At 52.6% G+C, this 21,794-nt stretch carries 25 protein-coding genes, 1 tRNA gene and 1 pseudogene; 13 read left to right on the top strand and 14 right to left on the bottom strand.

All coding sequences use genetic code 11. From position 1 onward, the window contains the following. Nucleotides 1–147 precede the first annotated feature (147 nt). Entirely contained in the window at nucleotides 148–399 is a 252-nt protein-coding gene (locus KO497_RS19205; protein ID WP_252729739.1) for a hypothetical protein, read from the top strand. A gap of 69 nt (nucleotides 400–468) precedes the next feature. On the opposite strand, the gene KO497_RS15905 is transcribed toward KO497_RS19205, so the two are convergent. Then, on the bottom strand, nucleotides 469–921 hold the full coding sequence (locus KO497_RS15905; RefSeq protein WP_215944947.1) for a hypothetical protein: 453 nt from the start codon (nucleotides 919–921) through the stop codon (nucleotides 469–471). Between the two features lie 652 nt (nucleotides 922–1,573). Here KO497_RS15905 and KO497_RS15910 point away from each other — a divergent pair. From KO497_RS15910 to KO497_RS15940, 8 genes are all read left to right on the top strand, one after another. Continuing rightward, on the top strand, nucleotides 1,574–2,764 hold the full coding sequence (locus tag KO497_RS15910; protein WP_215944948.1) for a pyridoxal-phosphate-dependent aminotransferase family protein: 1,191 nt from the start codon (nucleotides 1,574–1,576) through the stop codon (nucleotides 2,762–2,764). Continuing rightward, nucleotides 2,761–3,528, top strand: coding sequence for a CDP-alcohol phosphatidyltransferase family protein (locus KO497_RS15915; protein WP_215944949.1), 768 nt, complete (start codon nucleotides 2,761–2,763; stop codon nucleotides 3,526–3,528). The genes KO497_RS15910 and KO497_RS15915 overlap by 4 nt, the downstream gene beginning before the upstream one ends. Nucleotides 3,529–3,563: 35 nt before the next feature. Beyond that, nucleotides 3,564–4,385, top strand: a complete 822-nt coding sequence (locus KO497_RS15920; protein WP_215944950.1) for an NTP transferase domain-containing protein — start codon at nucleotides 3,564–3,566, stop codon at nucleotides 4,383–4,385. 109 nt (nucleotides 4,386–4,494) lie between these two features. Continuing rightward, nucleotides 4,495–4,623 carry a hypothetical protein gene (locus KO497_RS19315; RefSeq protein WP_289846696.1) on the top strand — a complete coding sequence of 43 codons (129 nt, stop codon included), beginning with the start codon at nucleotides 4,495–4,497 and terminating at the stop codon, nucleotides 4,621–4,623. Nucleotides 4,624–4,812: 189 nt separating this feature from the next. Further along, the gene (locus tag KO497_RS15925) at nucleotides 4,813–5,100 is read left to right on the top strand and encodes a co-chaperone GroES (protein WP_215944951.1); all 288 of its coding nucleotides are present in this window, start codon (nucleotides 4,813–4,815) and stop codon (nucleotides 5,098–5,100) included. Between the two features lie 44 nt (nucleotides 5,101–5,144). Next, the gene (gene groL / locus KO497_RS15930; RefSeq protein ID WP_215944952.1) at nucleotides 5,145–6,770 is read left to right on the top strand and encodes a chaperonin GroEL; all 1,626 of its coding nucleotides are present in this window, start codon (nucleotides 5,145–5,147) and stop codon (nucleotides 6,768–6,770) included. A 114-nt stretch (nucleotides 6,771–6,884) separates the two neighbouring features. Continuing rightward, complete coding sequence (locus KO497_RS15935; RefSeq protein ID WP_215944953.1) at nucleotides 6,885–7,133, top strand: hypothetical protein; 249 nt, start codon at nucleotides 6,885–6,887, stop codon at nucleotides 7,131–7,133. A 23-nt stretch (nucleotides 7,134–7,156) separates the two neighbouring features. Beyond that, nucleotides 7,157–7,348, top strand: coding sequence for a hypothetical protein (locus KO497_RS15940; RefSeq protein ID WP_215945155.1), 192 nt, complete (start codon nucleotides 7,157–7,159; stop codon nucleotides 7,346–7,348). Here the strand turns inward: KO497_RS15940 and KO497_RS15945 are convergent. Further along, nucleotides 7,321–8,578: pseudogene (locus tag KO497_RS15945) on the bottom strand (IS1182 family transposase); the annotation flags it as partial. The gene KO497_RS15940 and the pseudogene KO497_RS15945 sit on opposite strands and share 28 nt — an antisense overlap. Nucleotides 8,579–8,927: 349 nt before the next feature. Between KO497_RS15945 and KO497_RS15950 the strand changes: the two are divergent. Next, complete coding sequence (locus KO497_RS15950; protein WP_215944954.1) at nucleotides 8,928–11,369, top strand: ATP-binding protein; 2,442 nt, start codon at nucleotides 8,928–8,930, stop codon at nucleotides 11,367–11,369. A 515-nt stretch (nucleotides 11,370–11,884) separates the two neighbouring features. On the opposite strand, the gene KO497_RS15955 is transcribed toward KO497_RS15950, so the two are convergent. The 3 genes from KO497_RS15955 to KO497_RS15965 form a co-directional block, all read right to left on the bottom strand. Continuing rightward, nucleotides 11,885–12,052: a hypothetical protein gene (locus KO497_RS15955; protein WP_215944955.1), complete on the bottom strand. Its 168-nt coding sequence runs from the start codon at nucleotides 12,050–12,052 to the stop codon at nucleotides 11,885–11,887. 94 nt (nucleotides 12,053–12,146) lie between these two features. After that, complete coding sequence (locus KO497_RS15960; protein WP_215944956.1) at nucleotides 12,147–13,496, bottom strand: NCS1 family transporter; 1,350 nt, start codon at nucleotides 13,494–13,496, stop codon at nucleotides 12,147–12,149. Between the two features lie 32 nt (nucleotides 13,497–13,528). Continuing rightward, on the bottom strand, nucleotides 13,529–14,227 hold the full coding sequence (locus tag KO497_RS15965; RefSeq protein ID WP_215944957.1) for an aspartate/glutamate racemase family protein: 699 nt from the start codon (nucleotides 14,225–14,227) through the stop codon (nucleotides 13,529–13,531). A gap of 139 nt (nucleotides 14,228–14,366) precedes the next feature. Here KO497_RS15965 and KO497_RS15970 point away from each other — a divergent pair, with 139 nt between their 5' ends. The 3 genes from KO497_RS15970 to KO497_RS19505 all read left to right on the top strand — a co-directional run bounded on the left by KO497_RS15970 (nucleotide 14,367) and on the right by KO497_RS19505 (nucleotide 15,968). Then, nucleotides 14,367–15,044: a GntR family transcriptional regulator gene (locus KO497_RS15970; RefSeq protein WP_215944958.1), complete on the top strand. Its 678-nt coding sequence runs from the start codon at nucleotides 14,367–14,369 to the stop codon at nucleotides 15,042–15,044. A gap of 439 nt (nucleotides 15,045–15,483) precedes the next feature. Then, nucleotides 15,484–15,741, top strand: a complete 258-nt coding sequence (locus tag KO497_RS15975) for a transposase (protein WP_215944959.1) — start codon at nucleotides 15,484–15,486, stop codon at nucleotides 15,739–15,741. A 29-nt stretch (nucleotides 15,742–15,770) separates the two neighbouring features. Beyond that, nucleotides 15,771–15,968 (top strand): integrase core domain-containing protein, encoded by a 198-nt coding sequence (locus KO497_RS19505; RefSeq protein ID WP_215945143.1) that lies wholly within the window; start codon nucleotides 15,771–15,773, stop codon nucleotides 15,966–15,968. Between the two features lie 479 nt (nucleotides 15,969–16,447). Here KO497_RS19505 and KO497_RS15990 read toward each other — a convergent pair. From KO497_RS15990 to KO497_RS16030, 9 genes are all read right to left on the bottom strand, one after another. Then, nucleotides 16,448–16,522: transfer RNA gene (locus KO497_RS15990), tRNA-Phe, on the bottom strand. 79 nt (nucleotides 16,523–16,601) lie between these two features. After that, nucleotides 16,602–16,820 carry a DNA gyrase inhibitor YacG gene (locus KO497_RS15995; RefSeq protein ID WP_215944961.1) on the bottom strand — a complete coding sequence of 73 codons (219 nt, stop codon included), beginning with the start codon at nucleotides 16,818–16,820 and terminating at the stop codon, nucleotides 16,602–16,604. After that, a complete protein-coding gene (locus KO497_RS16000) occupies nucleotides 16,817–17,860 on the bottom strand; it encodes a ribonuclease E/G (protein WP_215944962.1) in 1,044 nt (347 codons plus the stop codon). The genes KO497_RS15995 and KO497_RS16000 overlap by 4 nt, the downstream gene beginning before the upstream one ends. Then, nucleotides 17,857–18,435: a Maf family protein gene (locus tag KO497_RS16005; protein WP_215944963.1), complete on the bottom strand. Its 579-nt coding sequence runs from the start codon at nucleotides 18,433–18,435 to the stop codon at nucleotides 17,857–17,859. The genes KO497_RS16000 and KO497_RS16005 overlap by 4 nt, the downstream gene beginning before the upstream one ends. 19 nt (nucleotides 18,436–18,454) lie before the next feature. Continuing rightward, a complete protein-coding gene (gene infA / locus KO497_RS16010; protein ID WP_009573923.1) occupies nucleotides 18,455–18,673 on the bottom strand; it encodes a translation initiation factor IF-1 in 219 nt (72 codons plus the stop codon). Nucleotides 18,674–18,857: 184 nt separating this feature from the next. After that, complete coding sequence (locus tag KO497_RS16015; RefSeq protein WP_215944964.1) at nucleotides 18,858–19,310, bottom strand: low molecular weight phosphatase family protein; 453 nt, start codon at nucleotides 19,308–19,310, stop codon at nucleotides 18,858–18,860. A 15-nt stretch (nucleotides 19,311–19,325) separates the two neighbouring features. Beyond that, nucleotides 19,326–19,805, bottom strand: coding sequence for a UPF0262 family protein (locus tag KO497_RS16020; protein WP_215944965.1), 480 nt, complete (start codon nucleotides 19,803–19,805; stop codon nucleotides 19,326–19,328). Then, nucleotides 19,798–21,111 carry a histidinol dehydrogenase gene (gene hisD, locus KO497_RS16025; RefSeq protein ID WP_215944966.1) on the bottom strand — a complete coding sequence of 438 codons (1,314 nt, stop codon included), beginning with the start codon at nucleotides 21,109–21,111 and terminating at the stop codon, nucleotides 19,798–19,800. The genes KO497_RS16020 and hisD overlap by 8 nt, the downstream gene beginning before the upstream one ends. A gap of 203 nt (nucleotides 21,112–21,314) precedes the next feature. Further along, on the bottom strand, nucleotides 21,315–21,794 hold the full coding sequence (locus tag KO497_RS16030) for a DUF2948 family protein (protein WP_215944967.1): 480 nt from the start codon (nucleotides 21,792–21,794) through the stop codon (nucleotides 21,315–21,317).

The raw sequence follows: 21,794 nt of genomic DNA on the forward strand, positions 1-21,794 counted from the left end.
CTGCGAGATGATGGTGCATAAGTCTGCCGCCAAAACCAAGACACCCCGTCGAAAGTCCCGGGCCCAATTGCCCGCAAAGCTGTAAGGGACTTGGTTTGCGGAACCCATCAGGGCCAGCGGTCAAAGCCGCGTAAACAGGCCGGACACATGACCGCTTCTGACAAATGCACAAATCTGATCAAAAATGTCTTGCTATGCAGGAGCCATCCACACAGGGCTTTCGCTGCACTTGCGCCAATGACCGCATTTGGAAATAGAGGTTATCTTTATAGAATTCTAGCCGGAGAGAAATGGCATCCGATATTGGCAACACAAGAACCGGTAGCTGCCAAAAATTTAAGTAACTTTAACCAGACCCATGGCAGTTCAAGCCTGACTGTTGGGCATTTTTCCAGCTGAAAGGAAATACCACCTCAAAACCTGCTTGATTGCGTGTACCGCCCATACTCAGAAAAGTTCAACTCCAGCTTAACCGATCGCTGACCCCGACGAGATTGAGACCAAGTCGGGATTTGCGCAAATCATCTCGACGGCGTTTTCGTGCATGTTCTTAAGAACGCTGAGGTAAATATCGGTAATTTCAATCGCATCGCCCTGCGGACCGGTCAGCAGGCAAATCTTGGCGTCTGGGTGATCTACAATCGGATTCGTCAGACCCTCCAGAATGGATTTATCCCGCTCTGGACCGAAGTGGAACAATGGCACGTCGGGTTGTTTCGCAATCAACTGCGCGGTGACGTCACCAGATGTACTGACGGTATCGAATGCGTCTCTCGGAACGCCAAAACGCCCCAATTGAGGGGTGATATCTTTGGACAGTCGTGGCGCATTGGTGATCAGAGCGGCAAACCGACCAGAGGCACGGGCCCTGCACCAGGCATCGACGGCATCGCTGAACGCGGTATCCCCGTTGTGAAGCACTCCCTATACGTCATGGAGTAGGCCATCATAGTCATCAATGAGTTCACTCAACGGAGCAATTCGGGCAGACGGGCACAATAGGGGGTTGATGTGATCCATGGATAAGATGGGGTAGGTTTCAGCAGGTCTCTGGTCAAGTGGAACCTTGGAGTTGGGAAGTCCTCGGTATTCATATCATCGGGTATAGTGCATCTATTCCTTGCTATCTTACCCGTTTGTCCATAGGGCTTGATCCTCAGGCGCTCTATCAAACCGCCGACACGTTCTTCTAAGGTTAATCGTAGCAGATCAGGATGTCTGAAACTGCAGCTGGATGTTTCCGGTCAAAACCCAACGCCACCCAAGAAGTTGCGCGTTGGCCACCCATTGCGACCTTCGATTTTGCTCTACTACTGTTCTGGGGCTGTTTACAGCACATGAGACCCGCCTGATCCGCACGTATTGCTGGGATCAGGTGTCTTTTTGCCCATTTTGTGAATTATTTCTGCAAACGTTCAATTTCCGGACGATGTATCAACAGCCCCACGTAGGTGCTGCGCTTTCGAACTCGATTTGTGCCCTCTCGATGTCTCCGACCGACCCTCGGACGCGGACGTATCATGGGCGTGACTGCCTCATGGCTCCCGTCATGTGGCGGTTGGAGCATGACCAAATGTTAAACAAATACCTGCTGTTCACCCCCGGCCCTGTGAATGTGGCCGAGACACTGCGCACGGCGATCTGCAAGGAAGATATCTGCCACCGCGAACCTGATTTTGATGCGCTACTGGGCAGCATCGAACACAAACTGATCTCGCTATTTCAGATCAGAAGCCGTGCTCGATATCGTGCTGTAGTGATCACCGGTTCCGGCACGGCTGCCAACGAGGCGATCTTGTCTTCTGTAGTTGGCAAAGGCGCGATCCTGATACTATCGAATGGCGAATTTGGCGGACGGCTGCATAAGGCATCGTGCATCCACAACAAGCATACCCATCTGATTGAGCAGCCTTGGGGTACACCGTTCGATCCAATCCAAATTGCCGCGTATCTGACGGCCCATAAGATTGACGTCGTGGCGATGGTCCATCACGAGACCTGTTCGGGAATGCTGAACCCGCTTGCAGAGATTGGGGCAATGGCCAAGGCGACTGGGGCGTTGTTTGTGGTCGATGGTGTCAGTTCTGTGGGCGCGGAGGTGATCGACATGGAGGCGTGCCATATCGCGTTTGTGTCCAGTTCCAGTTCCAAGGCTATCGGTTCTTATCCAGGCCTGTCTTTTGTAGTTGGACGGAAAAAGCACTTCAAACGGCTGAAGCGCCATGCGGCGAAGACGACATACCTGAACCTCGCTACATTTTACGCTTTTCTGAAACACCACAGCCAGACACCGAATACACCCGCTGTGCCGCTGTTCTTTGCTCTTGATCAGGCGCTGACAGATATCCTGCGGGTCGGTGTGACGAAACGCTATGCACGTATCAAAGCCCGTGCAGATCTGTTGCGGGAAGGCATGCGCCGGCTGAACCTCGACTTCTTGATTGACGAGGCGGACATGTGTTCGATCCTGACTACCGTGCGAGTGCCTCCGTCAATTTCCGTGCGTGACCTACGCGATCAGCTGCGTGAGAAATCGATTATCATCTACGAAGGTAAAGGCTGCTTTGCAGACAAGGTTTTTCAAGTCGGCAATATCGGGGAATTGTCCGACTACGACATCCGGTTTTTTCTTGCGTCGCTCAAAGACGTTTTGCTGACGTTGCAAGCTGATGCGGCTGAACTTGTTGCCCCTGTGACGTCAAAAGGTGCAACATTGATCATGCTGCCTACACCAGATCGTCTGCAAGCGAAGGTGGTCTCATGACAGGTAAGCTGACACAGCTTTGGACTACCAAAACCAAAGACGATGAATGGTGGTCGTCGTTTGTCACGGCACCGTTGGGCATCCTTGCCAATTACGCTGCCGTAGAGGTGCAGTGGATCACGCCGAACCGGATCACGGCGGCGTCGTTTGTGGTGGCTGTGGTGGCAACTTTCGGGATTTTGTTTGGCGGCACTGCATGTTTCATTGCAGCGGCACTTCTGATCCACCTCAGCCACATCCTTGATTGTATGGACGGACAAATGGCGCGGTATCGCCGCGTTTCCTCACCCGAAGGCAGCTACTACGATCGCCTGACCGATCAGGTGCAGGTCACGCTTTGGTTCGGGGCCGCGGGTTACGCTGCGCATGTTCAAACAGCCAGTGTGGTTCCCGTCTTCCTCGCAATGGTCGGCATCGCGTTCTACGGGTTGCGCGGATACGCTAAATACGTGGCCTTTGAGATCGAAACGACCCGTGATCCAGATTATCCCAAGGATATGGCGTGTCTGAAACAGGTGGAAACAGCAGCGGGCTTGGGGTTTGGCCTGCGCGCCAACTGGACGTGGTTTCTCAGGGAGCAGCGCAAAGTTTTCGCCTTCGATGAAGGTGTGTTCATTTTCATGCTTTCTGCCGCCTTTGTCTTTGACCAACTCATCCCGATGCTATGGATTTTTGCGGCCAGCCAACTGTTCTGGGGCACCTACAAGTCTTGGCTCAGAGGCAAGAATATTGGCGAGAAGCAAAAACGAGCCCTCCCAAAATAGCACCTCTCATTCTGCCTCAGATAGGAAACAACAATATGAAAAACGAAATCAATCGCCCCCCCATGGCCGTTATTCTGGCCGCAGGTATCGGCTCGCGGCTCGCGCCGCTGACCGACAATTGCCCAAAGAGCCTGCTGTCTGTAGGCGGATCTGTCATTCTGGAAAGGATGATCCGCAATTGCCTGAGCTGCGGTATGTCCCAGTTCGTGTTGGTGTTGGGTCATAGGGCAGACGAGATCAAGCGATTCGTTGACAAAAACTTTCGCGGCATCCGCGTGACCTATGTGATCAACGACCGTTACCGCGATACAAACACGGGTTATTCCCTGATGCTGGCCGCACCTGCGATTGGCACGTCCGAATTCATCAAGTTCGATGCTGACGTCGTGTTTGACGTGAAAATTCTGCGCCAGCTTGTTGATAGCGACCATGCAAATGTCTTGTGCATTGACCAAAATATCGCCCTTGACGAGGAAGAGGTTAAGGTCATCACCGATGATCAGATGCAGGTGCTTGACGTTGGCAAGTCCGTTGATCCCAAGCAGGCACTCGGCGAGTCCATTGGGATCGAAAAAATCAGCGCTAAGACGGGTCCCCTGCTTTTTGCTGAACTCGACGAGATGATGGAAAACAGAGAGCATTTTCAGGACTATTACGAGGCCGCCTATGCGCGGCTTGTGGTGCAAGGGACGGTCTTTCATGCACTTGATATCACCGGACTGAACTGGACCGAGATTGATATTGAAGAAGATTATGCTGCGGCAAACGCGATGTTTGGAACGCCGATCACGACCATTTCACGAGGGCAACAAAAAGCGATAGACGAGGCCGCCGAAAAGGCAGGCACGTCTGCGTAGCTCTCACCAGTCAACACCATCCTGCGCCATGTATGGGCAATGGGTGGACGACCGCAGTCAAGCCGCTGCCATTCCGGCACCGGATCGCTGCTATTTGGAAGGACATTCCATGGCCAAAGGTAAAAACAGTAACAAAGAAGCAAAGAAGCCAAAGCAAGAAAAGCCGAAAGTGTTGGCGACATCGAATTCCAACGCGGGAAAAGCTGATCTTTCTATTGCTGGTAAAAAGGTGAAGTAACGCTTTGAGGTCGATTGCAACGAGGCTCATCCTCGGAAAAAGCAGTACCGATGAAATATACTTCTTGGCCCTATTGTAGTCGCCTCTCATCATAGCCAACTCAACAGTATTGGCACTCAAGTGTGGCGAGTGCCAATACGTCTTTTAGCATGCCACTCCTATCCGGAAATCTTCAAAAGGAGTATTTCCATGCTGTTTATCCCCCTACATGACCGTGTCTTGGTGCGCCGCATCGAAGAAGGCGAAAAGACATCCGGCGGCTTGATTATCCCCGAAACTGCCAAAGAGAAACCGCAACGCGGTGAAGTTGTGTCCGTCGGTGCAGGTGCCAAAGATGAAACTGGCGCACCTATTTCGATGGATGTCAAAGCGGGCGACCAAATTTTGTTTGGCAAGTGGTCTGGAACTGAAATTAAGATCGACGGCGAAGAGCTGATCATCATGAAGGAGAGTGACATCTTCGGCATTATGGCCTGAACGACACTGTCTCTTTCACATAATTTTCAAATAGGAATACCGACATGTCTGCAAAAGACGTCAAATTCGGCACGGACGCCCGTGACCGCATGCTCAAGGGAATCAATACACTTGCCAACGCTGTAAAGGTAACGCTGGGGCCAAAGGGCCGCAATGTGGTCATCGACAAGTCCTACGGTGCGCCCCGTATCACCAAGGACGGCGTTACAGTCGCCAAGGAAATCGAACTGTTGGATCCCTTTGAGAACATGGGTGCGCAGCTCGTTAAGGACGTCGCATCCCGCACTAATGATGAGGCTGGTGACGGCACAACCACAGCGACAGTTCTGGCGCAGGCCATCGTCAAAGAAGGCATGAAATCAGTTGCAGCGGGCATGAACCCAATGGACCTGAAACGCGGTATCGACAAAGCTGTTACCGCTGTTGTTGCCGAGATCAAAACCATGTCACGTCCAGTGGGTGATACGGCTGAGATTGCCAAAGTCGGCACCATCTCTGCCAATGGCGAAGAAGCAATCGGTCAACAAATCGCTGACGCGATGGCAAAGGTCGGTAACGAAGGCGTCATTACCGTCGAAGAGAACAAAGGTCTTGAGACAGAAACCGAAGTTGTTGAGGGCATGCAATTTGATCGCGGCTACCTCAGCCCTTACTTTGTCACGGAACCTGCCAAAATGATGGCACACCTCGAAGACTGTGTCATCCTGCTTCACGAGAAAAAGCTGACATCGCTGGCGCCAATGGTGCCTTTGCTTGAAGCCGTCATGCAGGCGGACAAGCAGCTCTTGGTCATCGCCGAGGACATCGACGGCGAAGCGCTTGCAACGCTCGTTGTGAACAAACTGCGTGGTGGATTGAAAGTCGCGGGTGTCAAAGCACCCGGCTTCGGAGATCGTCGCAAGGCGATGATGCAAGACCTCGCAGTCCTTACAGGCGGAACGGTGATCTCGGACGAATTGGGTATCAAGCTTGAGAATGTCAAGATGGACATGCTGGGCGACGCCAAGAAGATCAACATTACCAAAGATACGACGACCATCATTGATGGGGCTGGTAAAAAGTCGGAAATCTCAGCACGGGTCACGCAGATCCGCGCACAGCTTGAAGACACGGATTCCAATTACGACAAAGAAAAATTGCAAGAGCGCCTCGCCAAACTTTCTGGTGGTGTTGCGGTGATCAAGGTAGGCGGTGCGACCGAGATCGAGGTGAAGGAGCGTAAAGACCGTGTTGACGACGCATTAAACGCAACACGCGCGGCTGTCGAAGAAGGCGTCGTACCCGGTGGTGGTGTCGCATTGGTGCATGCTGGTAAAGTTCTCGAAGGCATGAAAGGCGATAATGCTGATCAGTCGGCTGGTATAGCGATCATTCGCAAAGCACTTCAGGCACCTCTGCGTCAAATTGCTGAAAATGCGGGTGTTGATGGATCAGTCGTTGCTGGAAAGATCGTCGAGAACACCAGCAAGACGTTTGGCTATGATGCGCAGTCAGAACAGTACGGCGATATGTTCAAAGCTGGCGTCATCGACCCGACCAAGGTCGTTCGGATTGCATTGCAATATGCCGCCTCTGTTGCGGGGCTGTTGATCACCACCGAGGCGATGGTTGCTGACAAACCAGCAAGAGCTGGCGAGAATGCGATGTCCGGAATGGACGGCATGATGTAAACCAACCGCAAACAAGGCCCGCAGGCATGTGTCTGCGGGCTGTCTCGTCTGCGTGCATATATAACTTAATAGATGCTGTCCAAAATGGACGGCACTGTTTCATTTAGAGAACCCATGAAAAACGTAACTCTTGTTGCCGCGCTTGCGGCTTCTGTTGCTTTCTCTGCAAATGCTATGACAACCGAGATCGATACAGATGGAGATGGGATAGCGTCGCTTTCGGAGATGTTGGTTTCTCACCCAGAACTCACGGAAGATCTATTCCGCGAAATGGACACAGATGGTGATGGTTTTATCGACGACGATGAGATGGCCGTCGCAAATGAACTTGGCATGCTCGTCGATCCGGACATCGACATATGATGCCGGATTTCAGAGTAAGTCCTATGCAGTATCGTGCAGTGTTCACATGGGTCTTTGCTGCATCCGGCCTATGGCTGATGCGGCCTCCATTTTTGTTTTTTGCGGGCAAAGCAGCCAATAGCGATCTTGTCGTCGATGAGGCAGTGCTACTGATGATTTCGGGCTTTTGGGCTCTCGTCATCGTAGGTTCACGGTTGATCGTTCGAATGCTCTGATCCGGACAGCATTTTGCTTTTGAAGGGCAATCTTGGCATGTCAGCTTTAGAGCACGATATCGCATTGTACCTTTGCCTGATGGGCCAAGATTTGGATCGGAATAGTTCCGGCGGAACTGTTTGAGCGGCTCCCCTTCAGGGCAGATGTATTGGTTATTTTCGGGGTCCCGTTCGAAGATGAGCCTTGTCGCGCTATTGGTCCGAGCGACAATGGCGAATGCGCGACCAAACGCCTTCTACCTTTTTGGCCTGGTCGATGACTGGGATATGGGGTGCGATGCCACGCTTGACCAACCAGCCGAGCATTGGACCTGTTCCATAGGCGGTGTCTGCGATCAGCCGTTCTGGATCAATGTCGTGTCGGTTTTTGATCCGATCCAACATGGTGCGCACCGAGCCGACCTCAGCTTGTCGGATCGAGCGCGTGCCTTCAACGTCCACGATGATACTGTGGTCGGTATCGATGAGATAATTGGTGGAATAGCTAAAGAACGCAGGGCCTTTGCGTGCCGCTGTCTATTACCGGCAGTGCGTTGCGCAACAATGTCACGAAAGGCACTGGCTTGCTGGATCAGAATGAGACGTGAACTTGGGTTCAACCTCAGATGCGGCACCGAAAACAGCATCGTCCAGAACGTCCAAATACTCCTTCACAGCGCGGGGCGCATCAGCGGGATCAATGGCGCTGCGATCCCAATCGTCCTTCGGCGTTGAGTTCTGTTTGTTCGCGTTCGACCATAAGTTGATCCCCCAGATCAATTTATTTTCGGTCTCACCCTCAATCAAGCTGGCGTCTGCGGCAAGACGCTGCCCGCTGACCAGGCCATCTGCGATGCACCGGGCAACAGTCTTCTCGAACAGGTGCCTGAGCAAAGCGCTTTCCCGAAAGCGGCCATGCCGGTTCTTGGAAAATGTCGAATGATTGGGCACAGGATCAGACAGATCAAGGCGACAAAACCAGCGATACGCGAGGTTCAAATGGACTTCTTCGCACAGCCGACGTTCAGATCGGATGCCAAAGCAATAGCCTACCAACAGCATGCGGATCAACAATTCAGGATCAATCGATGGGCGGCCTGTGTGGCTGTAAAACTCGGCTAAATACTGGCGGATATCACTTAGATCAACGAACCGATCAATTGACCGCAAAAGGTGATTTTGCGGCACGTGACCTTCAAGTGAGAACTCATAAAACAGCGCGGCCTGTGCTTCCTGCTTCGGTCCCATCATCGCAAAATCCTCCAATCAATAAAGGAATTGAATCAGTGAATGGGCACCAGATCAAGGAAGAGTTTTTCAACAGAATTAGCCCCTCGTGACGATCTACCCGAACGGCCCTAAACCGCCGTTGACTGGGGATCCAATCGCTGTATTGCAACTTCCCTGTCGCAGCAGTTAGCCCCATCAGCGCTGATGCCAGATATTGCAAAATTCGAAACAAACATATCTTCAAGTTCGGATTGTCGCCATATTGTTGCCCTTTTTGCAGGGTAACAATCACTCAAATTACAATGGCACCTTTTCTATTTACTACGTGTTTTCAGTCGCCTGCAAAAGCCATACATTCAATAGGTGAGAAATGTCTTCAGATCACAAGGCGCGATGGATCCAAGGGATCAGTCTGGTTTTTTTTCTTGGACTATCCTTTTCTTCATTTTTCTTGGTGCACAAAGTTGCACACGGTAGATCGCAAGAATCCTTTCAGGTTTTGGTGGATCAAAGCCTCACTTCACTGGATCGACGTTTCGAAGACTATAGTCGGCTCCTTGATGGCCTGAATGGCCTAGTCATAGCATCTGATGGGATAACCGCGTTGGAAATGTCAAACTATGCTAAAGCTCTAAACCTGAGCGATAGTATGTTGATGCTTGATGCCATCGGTCTTGCCTCGATGGCCCCACAAGAAAGTGGCCTGCACGGTCATTCGGTCGCATTTTCTGCTGGCGTTGGACAATTGGAAAGTATGCCATCTATGCTTCAGGCTGATCATTTTATCGTGCAATTTATTGAGCCACCCACCAACCTTCAAAAGTTTCTGGAGCTGGATTTTGCAAGCAACCCTGATCTCCTTGCGATCGCAAAAAAAGCACGTGATACAGGTCAAACTTTTGTAACTGGTCACTCCCCAGATCTCGTTCCTCAAATCGGCGGCACCCGGATGTTTATGCTTAAGCCGATCTACAAGCCACAAAAAGGTGACTTTATTGGCTTTGCATTCGCGGTTTTGAATGTCGAAGATTTCTTCAACGGCCTCACATCTGCGCAAGGCAAAATGATAGAAATACAAGCCGAATTTAATGCACTGACAGCAATTGATAGGATCAAAACGTTACCCGCGACGCCCATTGACACATCAGACTACAGTCGTCGCCAGTCAATTGAAAAATTCGGACAAACCTTTTCTATTGCATTTAAAAGTACGCCGCAGTTCGACGCTATTCAGCCATTCCGAGCAAGGTGGATTGTTCTGGCACTAGGGCTTTTAATTACGACACTGGTCAGCACAATCTTGCGTGTATTGATCAAGAAAAGCCATACAATCGCTATCACCATAGCGCAAAAAACCCGAGACCTTGAAACGCAAGACAAAGAGAAGCGCTCCATTCTTGAGAATGCGATGCTTGCGATCCTCTCGGTCAATAAATCAGGCGAAATTCTCCAAGCGAACGAGGCTGCGCTGAAGCTTCTGTTGCCGCTCACGAAACACATGAGGCTGGTTGGAAAGTCTCTTGGTGACTTGCTACCGAACTTGGATCTGCAAGGTGTTGATGGGTGGTCAAAACTACATGTGACATCGTCGATCAAGACCGCAGAGCCATTGATTATCGAAGTCGAAAAGAAAACGTGGTTCACTGCAGAAGGCGAAGAGCGGACGACGTTGCTCATGCGCGATATCACCGTCACCGAACGACATGCAAAGGAAATTGCCGAGGCTGAGCAACGATGGAACCTCGCTTTGAGAAGCGTTCAAATCGGCGTTTTTGATATTGATTTACAGCGTGGAACCTCAGTCGTCTCCGATACTTGGTTCGATAACATGCATACTGTAGCTCTTCCAAACTGCAAAAACCCCTATCAAGAACAGATGGTTCGCATGCATATGGATGATCTTGCCCTTTTCAAAAAAGCCGAAAGGGACTGTATCGAAGGCCGTACAGAACGCGCTGAAGTTCGTTTTCGCATAAATGTCGCAAATGATGAATGGCGCTGGATCAAATCCGATGCCGTCGTGGTCGAGCGCGCCCCAGATGGGACCGCCCTCAGGATGCTCGGAATACAGACGGATGTGACAGAAACCTTCAAACTGGAACGGATGAAACGTGATTTCGTCGCCACTGTCAGTCATGAACTTCGTACGCCTTTAACGTCGATCAAAGGCGCGCTCGGACTTTTGCAAGGTCAGTCACAGATTGAAAAAAACCAGATTACTGACCGATTGATCGAGATTGCCCTGTCAAACTCTGATCGCCTTGCCAGTCTTGTTGACGACATTCTGGACATGGAAAAAATGAATTCTGGCAATTTGAACGTTGAAGTGAGTTCGTTTAGTCTTAACGAGATTTTAAGTGACGCATCCCAACAGATCGAAACTTATGCCTCGCAGTGGAACGTCGGGGTGGAAATGCTGAAGCCTGAAGTTGAACAGATGATCTCAACAGATAAAAAGCGTGTAATACAGGTTTTGACAAACCTGCTATCGAACGCATGTAAGTTTGCGCATTCCGAGACAACAGTTAGGCTTACGGCCGAAGTTCTGCCAACCCATATAAAAATTTCAGTGCGCAATTTGGGGCCGGGCATACCTGAAGAGTTTCGCAACAAAATATTTCAACCCTTCTCTCAAGCGGACAACTCCAACGCACGTCAGCGTGGTGGTACCGGCTTGGGCTTAAGTATCTCGCGCACCTTGATTGAATTGATGGGCGGCACGATCGGATTTGAGAGTGAGCCAGACCAAGAGACCGTTTTCTGGTTCACCTGTCCTTTGACTGAGACTTCAGAAATCTTAGCTGTTGCATAGTCCAGATTTTTTCCTCAATTTTCCCCCTATCTTTGAGATGGGGGCACGGGAGTTCAGACAAGTAATTGAGGTGGATCAACTTGTGAGAAAAATGACCTAAAAATGCCGAAACGAAAGAACTATACCCCTGATTTTAAGGCTAGGGTTCCGCTTGAAACGGTCCGTAAAAAATGACCGAAACTGAGTTATCTGCAAAATACGAAGTGCACCTGTTTCCGGCAGGTATTTGCGCACAAACACTGAAGAGCGACACAGATTGGAATTAGGAAGCGAGCCTTGATTAAGAATATGGCTGCGGCGTTTTCTAAACGAGGCAGCGATCCTGCGTAGATCGATGAAGTTTTATTAATTTGGAATGTCAAATTTACTTTTCCTAGTATGGCATCCCTACATTGCGCCTGCAGCTAAGGTCCGAAACCCGCGCGAAGTGTCGATCGACGAGAACGGCCCTGAGCTGACATTGGTCGTTCCTATCGCCGCTGCATTGCAGCTTACCCAAAGCAGACATTGACCCGTTAGCGCAGCATTTTGACGTTCTGGATGGCGGCATCGCGGGACAGAGCGGACCTCTGTTGATTGATCTTCGCTGACGCAGCATCGCTTTGCACGCGCGCCGAGATTATTGCTGCGTAACGGCACAGGTCGTTGATGCGGTCATTGCTGAACGGTTCTGCAGGCCTCATCCAAAACTACTCCTACGTCGCATAGTGCCTGAGAACGATAGACGAACGACAGAAAGCCGTTCGTCTATTTTTAAGTGCCGATCTTTTCTACGCGTTACTCGGCTGGCGCGGCTGCACCGCTTTTGAGGTCCTCCTGTGGTCGGAACCGTTGTGCGGCTGGCAGGTACTGCATCAGCAGATAATAGCTCAGGCCAGCAGGGATGAGGCTGGCATACCAAGAGATACCAGAAAACATTAACGCGAAGACCACGCCGATGGCTGATGCGATGAATCCGGCCCAGTTCACGCCAGCGTAGGGCCCGGTCGCGTCGTAATGCGTGGAAATATCGAGCTTCTGTTTACGGATCACGTAGTAATCCACCACCATGACCGCGAAGATCGGACCGAGGAAGGCCGAATAGGTCTGGATGAAGAGGTTCAGACCGTCCGCGCTCTGGTCCTGCACCAGCTTCCAGGGAAAGGTGCAAAAGGCGAGAAGCCCGACGAGAATTGCCGACTTTCTAAACGAGAGCCCGAAGGTATCCATCAAGGCATAGGCGGGCGGAACGACGTTGTTCAGGATGTTGGTGGTAAGCTGTGCGAAGGCGATGAACAGGAGCGTGACCACCAGAAGCACGGGGTTGTCCACGGCAGATGCGAAGACCTCGATCGGGTCGACCACGCCAGTCGCAGAGGACACCATGATGCCGATCATGCCCATGAACAGCGTCGCGGGAAGGATAGAGTTGGCGTAAATGGCCACTTGTTTAAAGGGCCCGACGGTTTTGCGGAGTTCACGCGAATAATCCGACACGTTCAGCATCATGGTCGCGTAGATGCCCATGAAGAGCATCGTAGCCCCCCAGAACGGCGCACCCCAAGTGCCCTCGGCGTCAATGAGATTGGTCCCGATCGCGTCGCCATAACGGTTCAGAACCGATATGAACATGTAGATCAATGCGCCAATGATAAAGACAGAGCCAATGTTCTCGACCCATTTGATGCCATGGAAACCGAAGATCGACAATCCGATCTGCAGAAACTGAAACGCGACGAAGTAAAAGACGATGTTGTCGAAACCGAACATCTGGGCGGAGACGAGGTTCAGGGCGCCCGCGCCGACCCAGCTTTGAAAACCGAACCAGACGATGGCGGGGACCGACCGGACAAGAGCCGGCAGTTTGTTGCCCGCAAACCCGAAGGAGGAGCGCGCCTGCACCATCATCGGGATGCCGTATTTGTGTCCCGCCTGACCGTTTATCGCCAGAGCGACGCCAATCACGGTGCAGCCAATTGCGATGGCCACGATCACCTGAGCGAGATTCAAGGTGCCGACGAGACCTGAGCCTACCGTGAATGTACCTATCGACACGCAGCCGCCTAGCCATGCGAACAGATAGGATACGGGGTCCATGATTCTTTCTTTGGACGGCGCGAGGGGGGCTTCTAGATTGGCCTCTGTCATTTTTTGGTCTCCTGTGGGGGGGATTGTTTCGATTATTTTCTGCGCGGCGTCGCGTAGGCTCCGATTTTACTCGTGAGAATTCGCGCGCCGACCAGCGCCTCTGCGAACTTGGTTGCGGCGGCGACACCATCGATCACTGGTATGCCGGTCTCGACGCTCAGCTCGCGGGCGAGGTCCGCCATGCCAGCGCATCCGAGAACAACAGCTTCGGCACCGTCTTCTTTTGCAGCTTTCAGGATCTCGTCCCGGATGAGACTGCGAGCGTTGCTGCCCGGCTCCTCGAGAGCCAGCACCGGTATCGAAGCGCAGCGGACTCTGCGGCATTGGTGCGAAAGCCCGTAGCCGCGCACAAGATGTTCGATGAGAGGAACCGACCGCGGCAGCGTTGTGACGATCGAAAACGAGGTGGCGATCATGCTCGCGGCTTTGATGCCCGCTTCGCACAGACCGATGACCGGACCGGTCGCAATCTCGCGGCAGGCGCCGATCGCAGGATCATCGAAACAGGCGACGATGATGGCGTCGGCACCGCCCGCCTCGGCTTCCGCGACCTCTCGAAGAAGGTGCGGCGCGCACATGATCTCGTCGTAGTGACCCTCGATGCTGGCGGGCGCGCCACTGGCGGTCCTGCTTTCAATTTCGACTCCATCTGCTGCGACGGCTCGGGCTGCGGCGGCGATTTTCGTGGTCATGGCCGTGGTCGAATTCGGATTAATGATGGTTAACTTCACGGGTGCCTCTCAAGTTGTTGGTTCGATCATACAAAAATTGTTCACAATCTATGTACACAAAACTTGCAACTTATGCTTTGAGCCAATGTTACGCGTAATTTGATTGCGCCCGACGTTGGTAACGATTAAATTCTGCACAATGACAAATTCGATCGAGCAAAAAATCATTCACCACGTTCTGGACGCGATCGCGGATCAGAAATTACATGCCGGCACGAAGCTCGGTGAGCAGGAGCTTGTCGGCGTTTTCTCGTGCTCTCGTGCACAAATTCGGCGCGCGCTCGCGATGCTGACAGGGTATGGTGTCATCGATCTGATCCCCAACAAGGGGGCTTTCGTTTCCACGCCCAGCGAACGGGAATCTCGCCATGTTTTTGAGGCCAGACGCGCCATTGAGGCGACCATCTGCAAAAATACTGTGCAGAATGCAAAAAGTCCCGAAATCGCGCGCCTGCGGGCCCATCTGGTAGAGGAAAATGCTGTCACCGCACAGACGAGCCGCGCGGAAGTGCTCCGTCTATCGCGGCGTTTCCACATGATTCTCGCGGAAATCGGACAAAACGACGTTCTCGGGCAATATCTCGAAGAACTGACACTGCGCAGTTCGCTCATTCTCGGTTGTTACGGCACACAACGCTCAAGTCTTTGTGCAACCGGCGAGCATGAGAAAATCGTCGAGGCCATCGAGGGGGGCGATGCGGATCTTGCTGCCGCGCTTCTCGACCATCACCTCAGTCATCTTGAAAACGATGTAGACTTCAGCGCGCGCCGAGGGTCAGCTACTGCCCTCGCCAGTATTCTGGACGTTGCTACGTAAAAAGCGATGAGCGGCGCGCCTATTGGAGTTCAGCGACGTGTCTCCGATCAGAGGACTGCTTTAAACCGTTGGACGACACGTGCGCCATGTAAAACGCGGAGCAATAATGGGCCACAGAAGCGGCTGCGCATCGCAGTTGTAGCGGAGTAAAAATCCGCCAGTTTGTGCCCTTCGTTTAGTCGGAGGGCGGGAGATGTATTCTGTGGATATTTATAATCGTGTGCGCCGTGCTTGCTTGAAGGACGGTATGTCTGCTCGAGAAGCGGCGCGTTATTTCAACAAGGATCGTATGATGATCGCGAAGATGCTGCGCCATGAACGGCCACCAGGGTATAGGCGCTCAGACGTGCCACGCCGGCCAACGCTTGACGGTTGAAGTGGTCCGGCAAATTTGGACAGCGTGCTAAGGTGTATCCAACACAAATGAATGGATACGAGAATGACGAAACGACGGAACTGTTCCGACAAGTTTAAAGCGACTGTGGCCCTTGAAGCATTGCGCGGTGACAAGACGGTTCAGGAGATTGCAGCGAAGCGCCAGCTGCATCCCACGCAGGTGACGACATGGAAACGGCAGGCCATTGATGGGCTGACGGGTGTGTTTTCTGACAAGGTCCGGAGAGCGGAAGACAACGAGGCCGAAGTCAAAATATCAATGCCTCTCGTGACATTGGCTTTACCAATGCACTGCCGGTAATAGATGGGTAGGGGCAATATCTCGACAATATCTTCATCGAACGGCTATGGCGGTCACTCAAACAGGAGGCTGTTTATCTGCATGAATTGCAGGACGGGTTCCAAGCCAAACGCGTGATTAAAGAATGGATCAGCTTCTACAATACCGAGCGGCTTCACACGGCCCTCGACAAGCGGCCCTCTGACGACGCATTTTTTGGCACAGAACGATCCCAGAAGGCGGCATGAAACTGAACTGATTACATCTTAGCTGAGCCGCAAACCTGTCCGAATAAGTGGGACCACTTCATACAACACTTCCAAAATGGCTTGAGGGTCGCCGTTATTGCACGATTAAAGATCTGATGCGTCTTTTTGGCGTTTCACGCGCAACCATTGACCGCTGGTGCCGCGAAAATGAAAGCTTTCCCAGCAAACACAAATTTGGCAATCCGTTCAATGAGAATTGCAGCACGCGCTTCAGTGTTTCTGAGGTAAAATCTTATATTTCAAAGGTGGAACAGAACCAGGTAGACTAGACAAAATAGTTAGATTTAGGTTTTCAAAAGAATAGGGAGGGCCGGATAACTCAGATATCGACACAGTAATGTTATAGCCTAGCTTCTCTGTGCCACTCATGTGCCACTGAGCTAAAATATACCAAAATAGCAGCAACTCCAGCCGAAGCTGAATGCATAGTAAGATACTGTAATGAAAGAGTTTAAAAATGGTGCCCAGGGGCGGAATCGAACCACCGACACGAGGATTTTCAATCCACTGCTCTACCCCTGAGCTACCCGGGCACCGGATGAACACTTGCGCGTTCTGGGTTCGCGTTGTTTAGTCTTCGTTACGGGTGGTGTCCAGAGGTAAAGTGCACATTTAGTGGGGTTTTTTTATCAGCCCATCCAATAGGTCATTTTGTGCGATGCGTTGGCCTTCTTCATAGGCGCGCATGACTTCTTCTGGGTCTTCTTCACGCATACTTGGCACGGCGTAAGTCCCGCTCAGCCAACGCGAAAGATCAACATCAGCGCAACGTTTCGAGCAGAAAGGGCGATATTTGACATCGCCCTCTTTTTGACAGATCGGACAACTCATTTCAGGATGTCCTGAAGAGGAACACGCTCGCGTTTCTTTTGAATCTCGTAGTGACCCAAGGGTGTGAAACCCGCCAAAACAACTTCAGACCCATCGGCTTTGAAGGCCGCACGCAGGGATTGTTCAAAGGCCCGGTGTTCTTTTTTCGGCATAGGGGCCAGGTCGATGGTGATTTGACCGGCAAGACCGCGCAGGCGCAGTTGGCGCGGCAAATCACGGGCCAGTGCCATATTGGCTTTCAGGCCGGCGGCGGCAGAAAATTCGCCGCCTGTGTTCACATCGACCGAGACCAAAGCGCGGGTCGGTTCGATATAGGCATGGCCACCGGTTTTCAGCGACACGCGCGTGGAAATCACATCATCGATCAGCTCGTAAACGCCGTAATTGTCAAAGGCGTCTTCAGAGTCGTCAAACACATCAGGTTTGTCCCAATCACGCCATGCCGCATCCCAAGCATCGGGACCATCCAGCAACAATTCAGGCGCGCCCGCGATATCCGCTGTGACAGCTTCGGCCAGACCACGCATATTTGCGATGTCGTCGGCGATCTCTGCGCTGTTTGCACCCTCACAGGCAGACCGTAAAATAAGCCCCATGGTCTCGTCCGCGCCTTCCATACCCGCATTGGCCAGATCATGCAGGCGCAGCAACTCGTCGTCGTCGCGAATCGCGCGCGAAATGTTCAAACCCGGCGCGTCAGGCGTGATGATGGCGTATTTTGATTTGAAAATCAGACGCGTTGTGACAGGAACGGCTTTGCCATCTTCGGACATATGCGTGACCTGCACTAGCATCGGGGCACCGGGTTTGAGGCCCTTGTTGCCTTTCAAATAAGCGCTCTCATTATTCGGCATGTCCAGCATCGCGCCGCCCATGCCTTTGAGCATCCGCCCTCCACGAGCGCGATAAATCGAGCCAATTGCGGGCGGGGCGTCGTCGCCAGAGGCGTCAACGATGAGATCTTCCAAACGGCCATCTTTGATAAAGGCGGCGGCTTTTTGGTTTTTGATCATGCCTAGGGCGATGACTGTACCGATCATGAGGGATCTCCGTATACGGGGTAGCCAGCTGCGGTCAGCAGGGTGGCCGTTTCAGCCACGGGCAGGCCCATCACAGCGGAATAGCTGCCTTGGATCCACGGGATGAAAGCCCCCGCAAGCCCTTGGATGCCATATCCGCCCGCTTTGCCTTGCCAATCGTTTGAGGCCAAATAGGTGTTGAGCTCAACATCAGACAGGCGCTTCATTTTCACGACTGTGACGACATCGGCCTCATAGACCAAATCGCCACGGGCCACGGCCACGGCAGTGATCACTTTGTGGCGACGCCCTGACATGGCCAGCAAAAATTCTGCGGCTTCTTTTTCGTCTTGAGGTTTTCCCATGACGCGACGCCCAAGCGCGACAGTGGTATCCGCGCATAAGACCACTTCGTCCTGCGTGCGGGGCACCGCTTGCGCCTTTTCGCGGGCCATGCGCGCGCAATAGGGGCGCGGCAATTCGCCTTTGAGGGGCGTCTCATCAATGTCAGGAGACCGGATGTCATCGGGGGTAAGGCCGAGCTGCGCCAGAAGTTCCTTCCGGCGCGGGCTGCCTGAACCGAGGATCAGTTTCATGTGAACCGCTGCGATCCGATTAACGGAAGCGGTAATTGATCCGACCTTTGGTCAGATCGTATGGTGTCATTTCGACTTGAACTTTGTCACCTGCGAGAACGCGGATACGGTTCTTACGCATTTTGCCTGCCGTGTGAGCGATGATCGTATGGCCGTTTTCCAGCTCGACCAGAAATGTCGCGTTCGGCAAGAGTTCCTTAACGACACCGGGAAATTCGAGCATTTCTTCCTTGGCCATGTTCACTCCTGTAAAATTCACCCACCATAGTGTGGGCGTGCAGTAAATGCGCCTTTGGCTTACGCTTTTCAAGCGCCATTTAGGGCAGGGCGGGCGTTTTCGGATGGTTTTTTACCAAATCTGTCGCTAGAGCAACAGAAAATGGAAATTTGATCCCTATTAGAGGCACCAAGCCCTGTCGAATCTAGGGCGTAGGATGTTTGGGGAGGCCAAAGCGTTCGATCATACGCGTTTTAATTTGATCACGGGTGCTGCGATAAGCGTCAAGCTTGGTTTCGCGATTTTCACCGGATCCCGTTGGGTCCGTGATGGGCCAGTATTCGACATCGATGTGAAACAGTTTCGTCAGGTTTAACGCTTTGTGATGTGACGCGGGCGAGAGCGCGATGATCAAATCATAAGACGACATATGTTCGCCGATCTCTTGCAGGTCTTGAAACGAGCGCGCTTTGTGGCGCGACAATTCCACGCCGATCTCTTGGCACACGTAGACGGCAAAACCATCAATATCCAAATCGTTCATCACACCTGCGGATTGGACGTAGGCTTCGGTGCCATAAAGCTGCTTCATCATGGCTTCGGCCATGGGCGAGCGCAATGCATTATGGTCGCAGCAAAATAGGATCGAACTGGGCATTTTTGTCGCCAAAGCTTACGCTCCCCAATGCAATACACAGATCAGTGTAAACAATCGCCGCGCTGTGTCCAGATCAACATCGGCTTTACCTTCAAGCCGTTCTTGCAGCACGCGTGCGCCTTCATTGTGGATACCACGCCGCGCCATGTCGATGGCCTCTATCTGTCCCGGAGCCATTTGTTTCACAGCGTCAAAGTAGCTTTCGCAAATCTGGAAATAGTCTTTGACGACTTGGCGAAATGGCCCAAGTGACAAGTGAAATTCAGCTTGGGTGACATCCGCCTCATTGGACAGATCAAACACAAGCCTGCGCTCTTTGATACACAACAGCAGTTTAAACGGCCCTTTGGGGACATCTCGATCATCCCGCTCAGGCAGGGTAAAGCTGTTGTCTTCTAATAGGTCGAAAATCGCAACTTTGCGCTCTTGTTCGATTTCTGGTGTGGGCGCAGTGAGACCGCGGTCGTCAATTTTGATCGCTACAAGTTTACTCATCGCCCTCACCATTCAACCGGTCCAGCCGTGCGCGGATCGACAGACCATGCGCTTCTAGGCTTTCAGATTTGGCCAAACGTTCTGCCGCCGGACCAATTGCTTTCAGCGCAGATGGAGACATCTTGGCCAAAGTTGTCCGTTTGAGGAAGTCTAAAACAGATAGGCCAGACGAGAACCGCGCCGAGCGTGCTGTTGGCAAAACATGGTTGGGACCGCCGACATAATCGCCGATGGCCTCAGGCGTGTAGGCTCCCAAGAAAATAGCGCCCGCGTGGTTGATGTCCAAAGACAACTCATCAGGATCTGCAACACAAAGTTCCAAGTGCTCTGGCGCAAAGCGATCTGATAGGGTCACAGCCTCCTCAAGATCTTTCACCACAATAATGGCACCGAAATCGGCCCAAGACTTGCCAGCGATCACGCGGCGCTCCAACGTCTCTAGGCGCTTGTCCACTGCCGCCGCGACTGCCGCACCAAAGCTGGCATCCGTGGTGATCAAAACAGATTGGGCGCTCTCGTCATGTTCGGCCTGCGACAGCAAATCGACAGCGATCCAATCTGGGTCGTTATCTGCGTCTGCGATCACCAAAATCTCGGACGGGCCAGCGATCATATCGATGCCAACCTTGCCAAAGACACGTCGCTTGGCGGCAGCAACAAAAGCATTCCCCGGTCCGGTGATCTTATCGACGGGTGGAATGGTTTCTGTCCCATAAGCCAGGGCGGCAATCGCTTGCGCGCCGCCGATGCGGTAAATTTCGTCAACGCCCGCAATCCGTGCTGCCATCAATACAAGCGGGTTTACCACGCCATCAGGGGTCGGCACCGTGATGGCCAGCCGTTTGACGCCCGCAACCTTGGCTGGCACGGCGTTCATCAAGACGGAACTTGGGTAAGTCGCAACGCCACCGGGCACGTAAAGTCCCGCCGCAGAGACAGGTGTCCAGCGCCAGCCCAGCGTGGCCCCGTCCATATCCGTCCACATTTTGTCGTCGGGCATTTGGCGAATGTGATAGTCGCGGATGCGCGTTGCGGCCAGCTCAAGGGCTGCGCGATCCATAGGCGATACCTGAGCGCAATAGGCGTTAATTTCGTCGTCAGTGAAGCGCAGGCCCTCAGCCGTCAGGGGCATCCGGTCGAATTTGGCCGTGAGTTCAAGCACCGCCTCGTCACCGCGTGCGCGCACATCGGCAATGATGCCCGCCACGATATGATCCACATCTGGGCTGTCTTCGCGTTTCATCGCGAGCAGCTCAACAAAGCGGGCTTCAAAATCGGCGTCTTGGGTGTTCAAAAAATGTGGCATCACGTTCTCCTTGATCTTCACATAGCGTGGCAGGACGTGAGGCTCAAGCGCGGGCTGTCTTTCGCTGCACTTGGTGGTGTTATATCATCCAAAACCTATACATCTTGGGCAGGGGGCACATTTATGAGCCGATGCGATATGTGCCGTTGCGAAATAGTGCTATGCGCAGACTTAAAGAGACAGGCCGTGGTGATTTGGAGTGATTACACGGAATGATCCGGCTGTTTCTTTGATGGGGCAACATAGGGGCGCGTCACGTCTTTCAACGTCACGTCCAACGCCTCGACATCAAGCAAAATATCGCCATCCCCAGCCAAAGTGATCTGAACCGCACCTGCACCGTCTTCTCCCGCTGCAAAGGTCACGGCCAACACCGAAATAATGGTGTCTTTGTCGGCGGCAGATACGCCTGATGATTTAGCGGACATAACGTCGTCAAACAACAGCACAGATTGCACGCGCTCCACTGGTCGGGATCGTTTGGCCGCACGATCTACATCTTCCCAGCGGAACCGGTTGAGCAACATCGCGAACCGGCGCTGCCCTGCGTCATAGGAAATTTCTCCCATCGGCACGACAGCGTCCTGGCAGAGTGCGGATAGAATTTTTAAGTCCTCGGCGTCGAGCGCTTTAAGACGTAAAGGTTGATCGCCGCCATCTTCGAAACGTGCATCTTCGGTCAT

This window comes from Pacificibacter marinus (assembly GCF_018860665.1).
Lineage (GTDB): Bacteria > Pseudomonadota > Alphaproteobacteria > Rhodobacterales > Rhodobacteraceae > Celeribacter > Celeribacter marinus_A.

What these genes read in the sequence shown, in the direction of transcription:
- KO497_RS19205 (WP_252729739.1), top strand. Translation starts at nt 148, where the DNA reads ATGACCGCTTCTGACAAATGCACAAATCTGATCAAAAATGTCTTGCTA.
- KO497_RS15910 (WP_215944948.1), top strand. Translation starts at nt 1,574, where the DNA reads ATGTTAAACAAATACCTGCTGTTCACCCCCGGCCCTGTGAATGTGGCC.
- KO497_RS15915 (WP_215944949.1), top strand. Translation starts at nt 2,761, where the DNA reads ATGACAGGTAAGCTGACACAGCTTTGGACTACCAAAACCAAAGACGAT.
- KO497_RS15920 (WP_215944950.1), top strand. Translation starts at nt 3,564, where the DNA reads ATGAAAAACGAAATCAATCGCCCCCCCATGGCCGTTATTCTGGCCGCA.
- KO497_RS19315 (WP_289846696.1), top strand. Translation starts at nt 4,495, where the DNA reads ATGGCCAAAGGTAAAAACAGTAACAAAGAAGCAAAGAAGCCAAAGCAA.
- KO497_RS15925 (WP_215944951.1), top strand. Translation starts at nt 4,813, where the DNA reads ATGCTGTTTATCCCCCTACATGACCGTGTCTTGGTGCGCCGCATCGAA.
- groL (WP_215944952.1), top strand. Translation starts at nt 5,145, where the DNA reads ATGTCTGCAAAAGACGTCAAATTCGGCACGGACGCCCGTGACCGCATG.
- KO497_RS15935 (WP_215944953.1), top strand. Translation starts at nt 6,885, where the DNA reads ATGAAAAACGTAACTCTTGTTGCCGCGCTTGCGGCTTCTGTTGCTTTC.
- KO497_RS15940 (WP_215945155.1), top strand. Translation starts at nt 7,157, where the DNA reads ATGCAGTATCGTGCAGTGTTCACATGGGTCTTTGCTGCATCCGGCCTA.
- KO497_RS15950 (WP_215944954.1), top strand. Translation starts at nt 8,928, where the DNA reads ATGTCTTCAGATCACAAGGCGCGATGGATCCAAGGGATCAGTCTGGTT.
- KO497_RS15955 (WP_215944955.1), bottom strand. Translation starts at nt 12,052, where the DNA reads ATGAGGCCTGCAGAACCGTTCAGCAATGACCGCATCAACGACCTGTGC.
- KO497_RS15960 (WP_215944956.1), bottom strand. Translation starts at nt 13,496, where the DNA reads ATGACAGAGGCCAATCTAGAAGCCCCCCTCGCGCCGTCCAAAGAAAGA.
- KO497_RS15970 (WP_215944958.1), top strand. Translation starts at nt 14,367, where the DNA reads ATGACAAATTCGATCGAGCAAAAAATCATTCACCACGTTCTGGACGCG.
- KO497_RS15975 (WP_215944959.1), top strand. Translation starts at nt 15,484, where the DNA reads ATGACGAAACGACGGAACTGTTCCGACAAGTTTAAAGCGACTGTGGCC.
- KO497_RS15995 (WP_215944961.1), bottom strand. Translation starts at nt 16,820, where the DNA reads ATGAGTTGTCCGATCTGTCAAAAAGAGGGCGATGTCAAATATCGCCCT.
- KO497_RS16000 (WP_215944962.1), bottom strand. Translation starts at nt 17,860, where the DNA reads ATGATCGGTACAGTCATCGCCCTAGGCATGATCAAAAACCAAAAAGCC.
- KO497_RS16005 (WP_215944963.1), bottom strand. Translation starts at nt 18,435, where the DNA reads ATGAAACTGATCCTCGGTTCAGGCAGCCCGCGCCGGAAGGAACTTCTG.
- infA (WP_009573923.1), bottom strand. Translation starts at nt 18,673, where the DNA reads ATGGCCAAGGAAGAAATGCTCGAATTTCCCGGTGTCGTTAAGGAACTC.
- KO497_RS16015 (WP_215944964.1), bottom strand. Translation starts at nt 19,310, where the DNA reads ATGCCCAGTTCGATCCTATTTTGCTGCGACCATAATGCATTGCGCTCG.
- KO497_RS16020 (WP_215944965.1), bottom strand. Translation starts at nt 19,805, where the DNA reads ATGAGTAAACTTGTAGCGATCAAAATTGACGACCGCGGTCTCACTGCG.
- hisD (WP_215944966.1), bottom strand. Translation starts at nt 21,111, where the DNA reads ATGCCACATTTTTTGAACACCCAAGACGCCGATTTTGAAGCCCGCTTT.
- KO497_RS16030 (WP_215944967.1), bottom strand. Translation starts at nt 21,794, where the DNA reads ATGACCGAAGATGCACGTTTCGAAGATGGCGGCGATCAACCTTTACGT.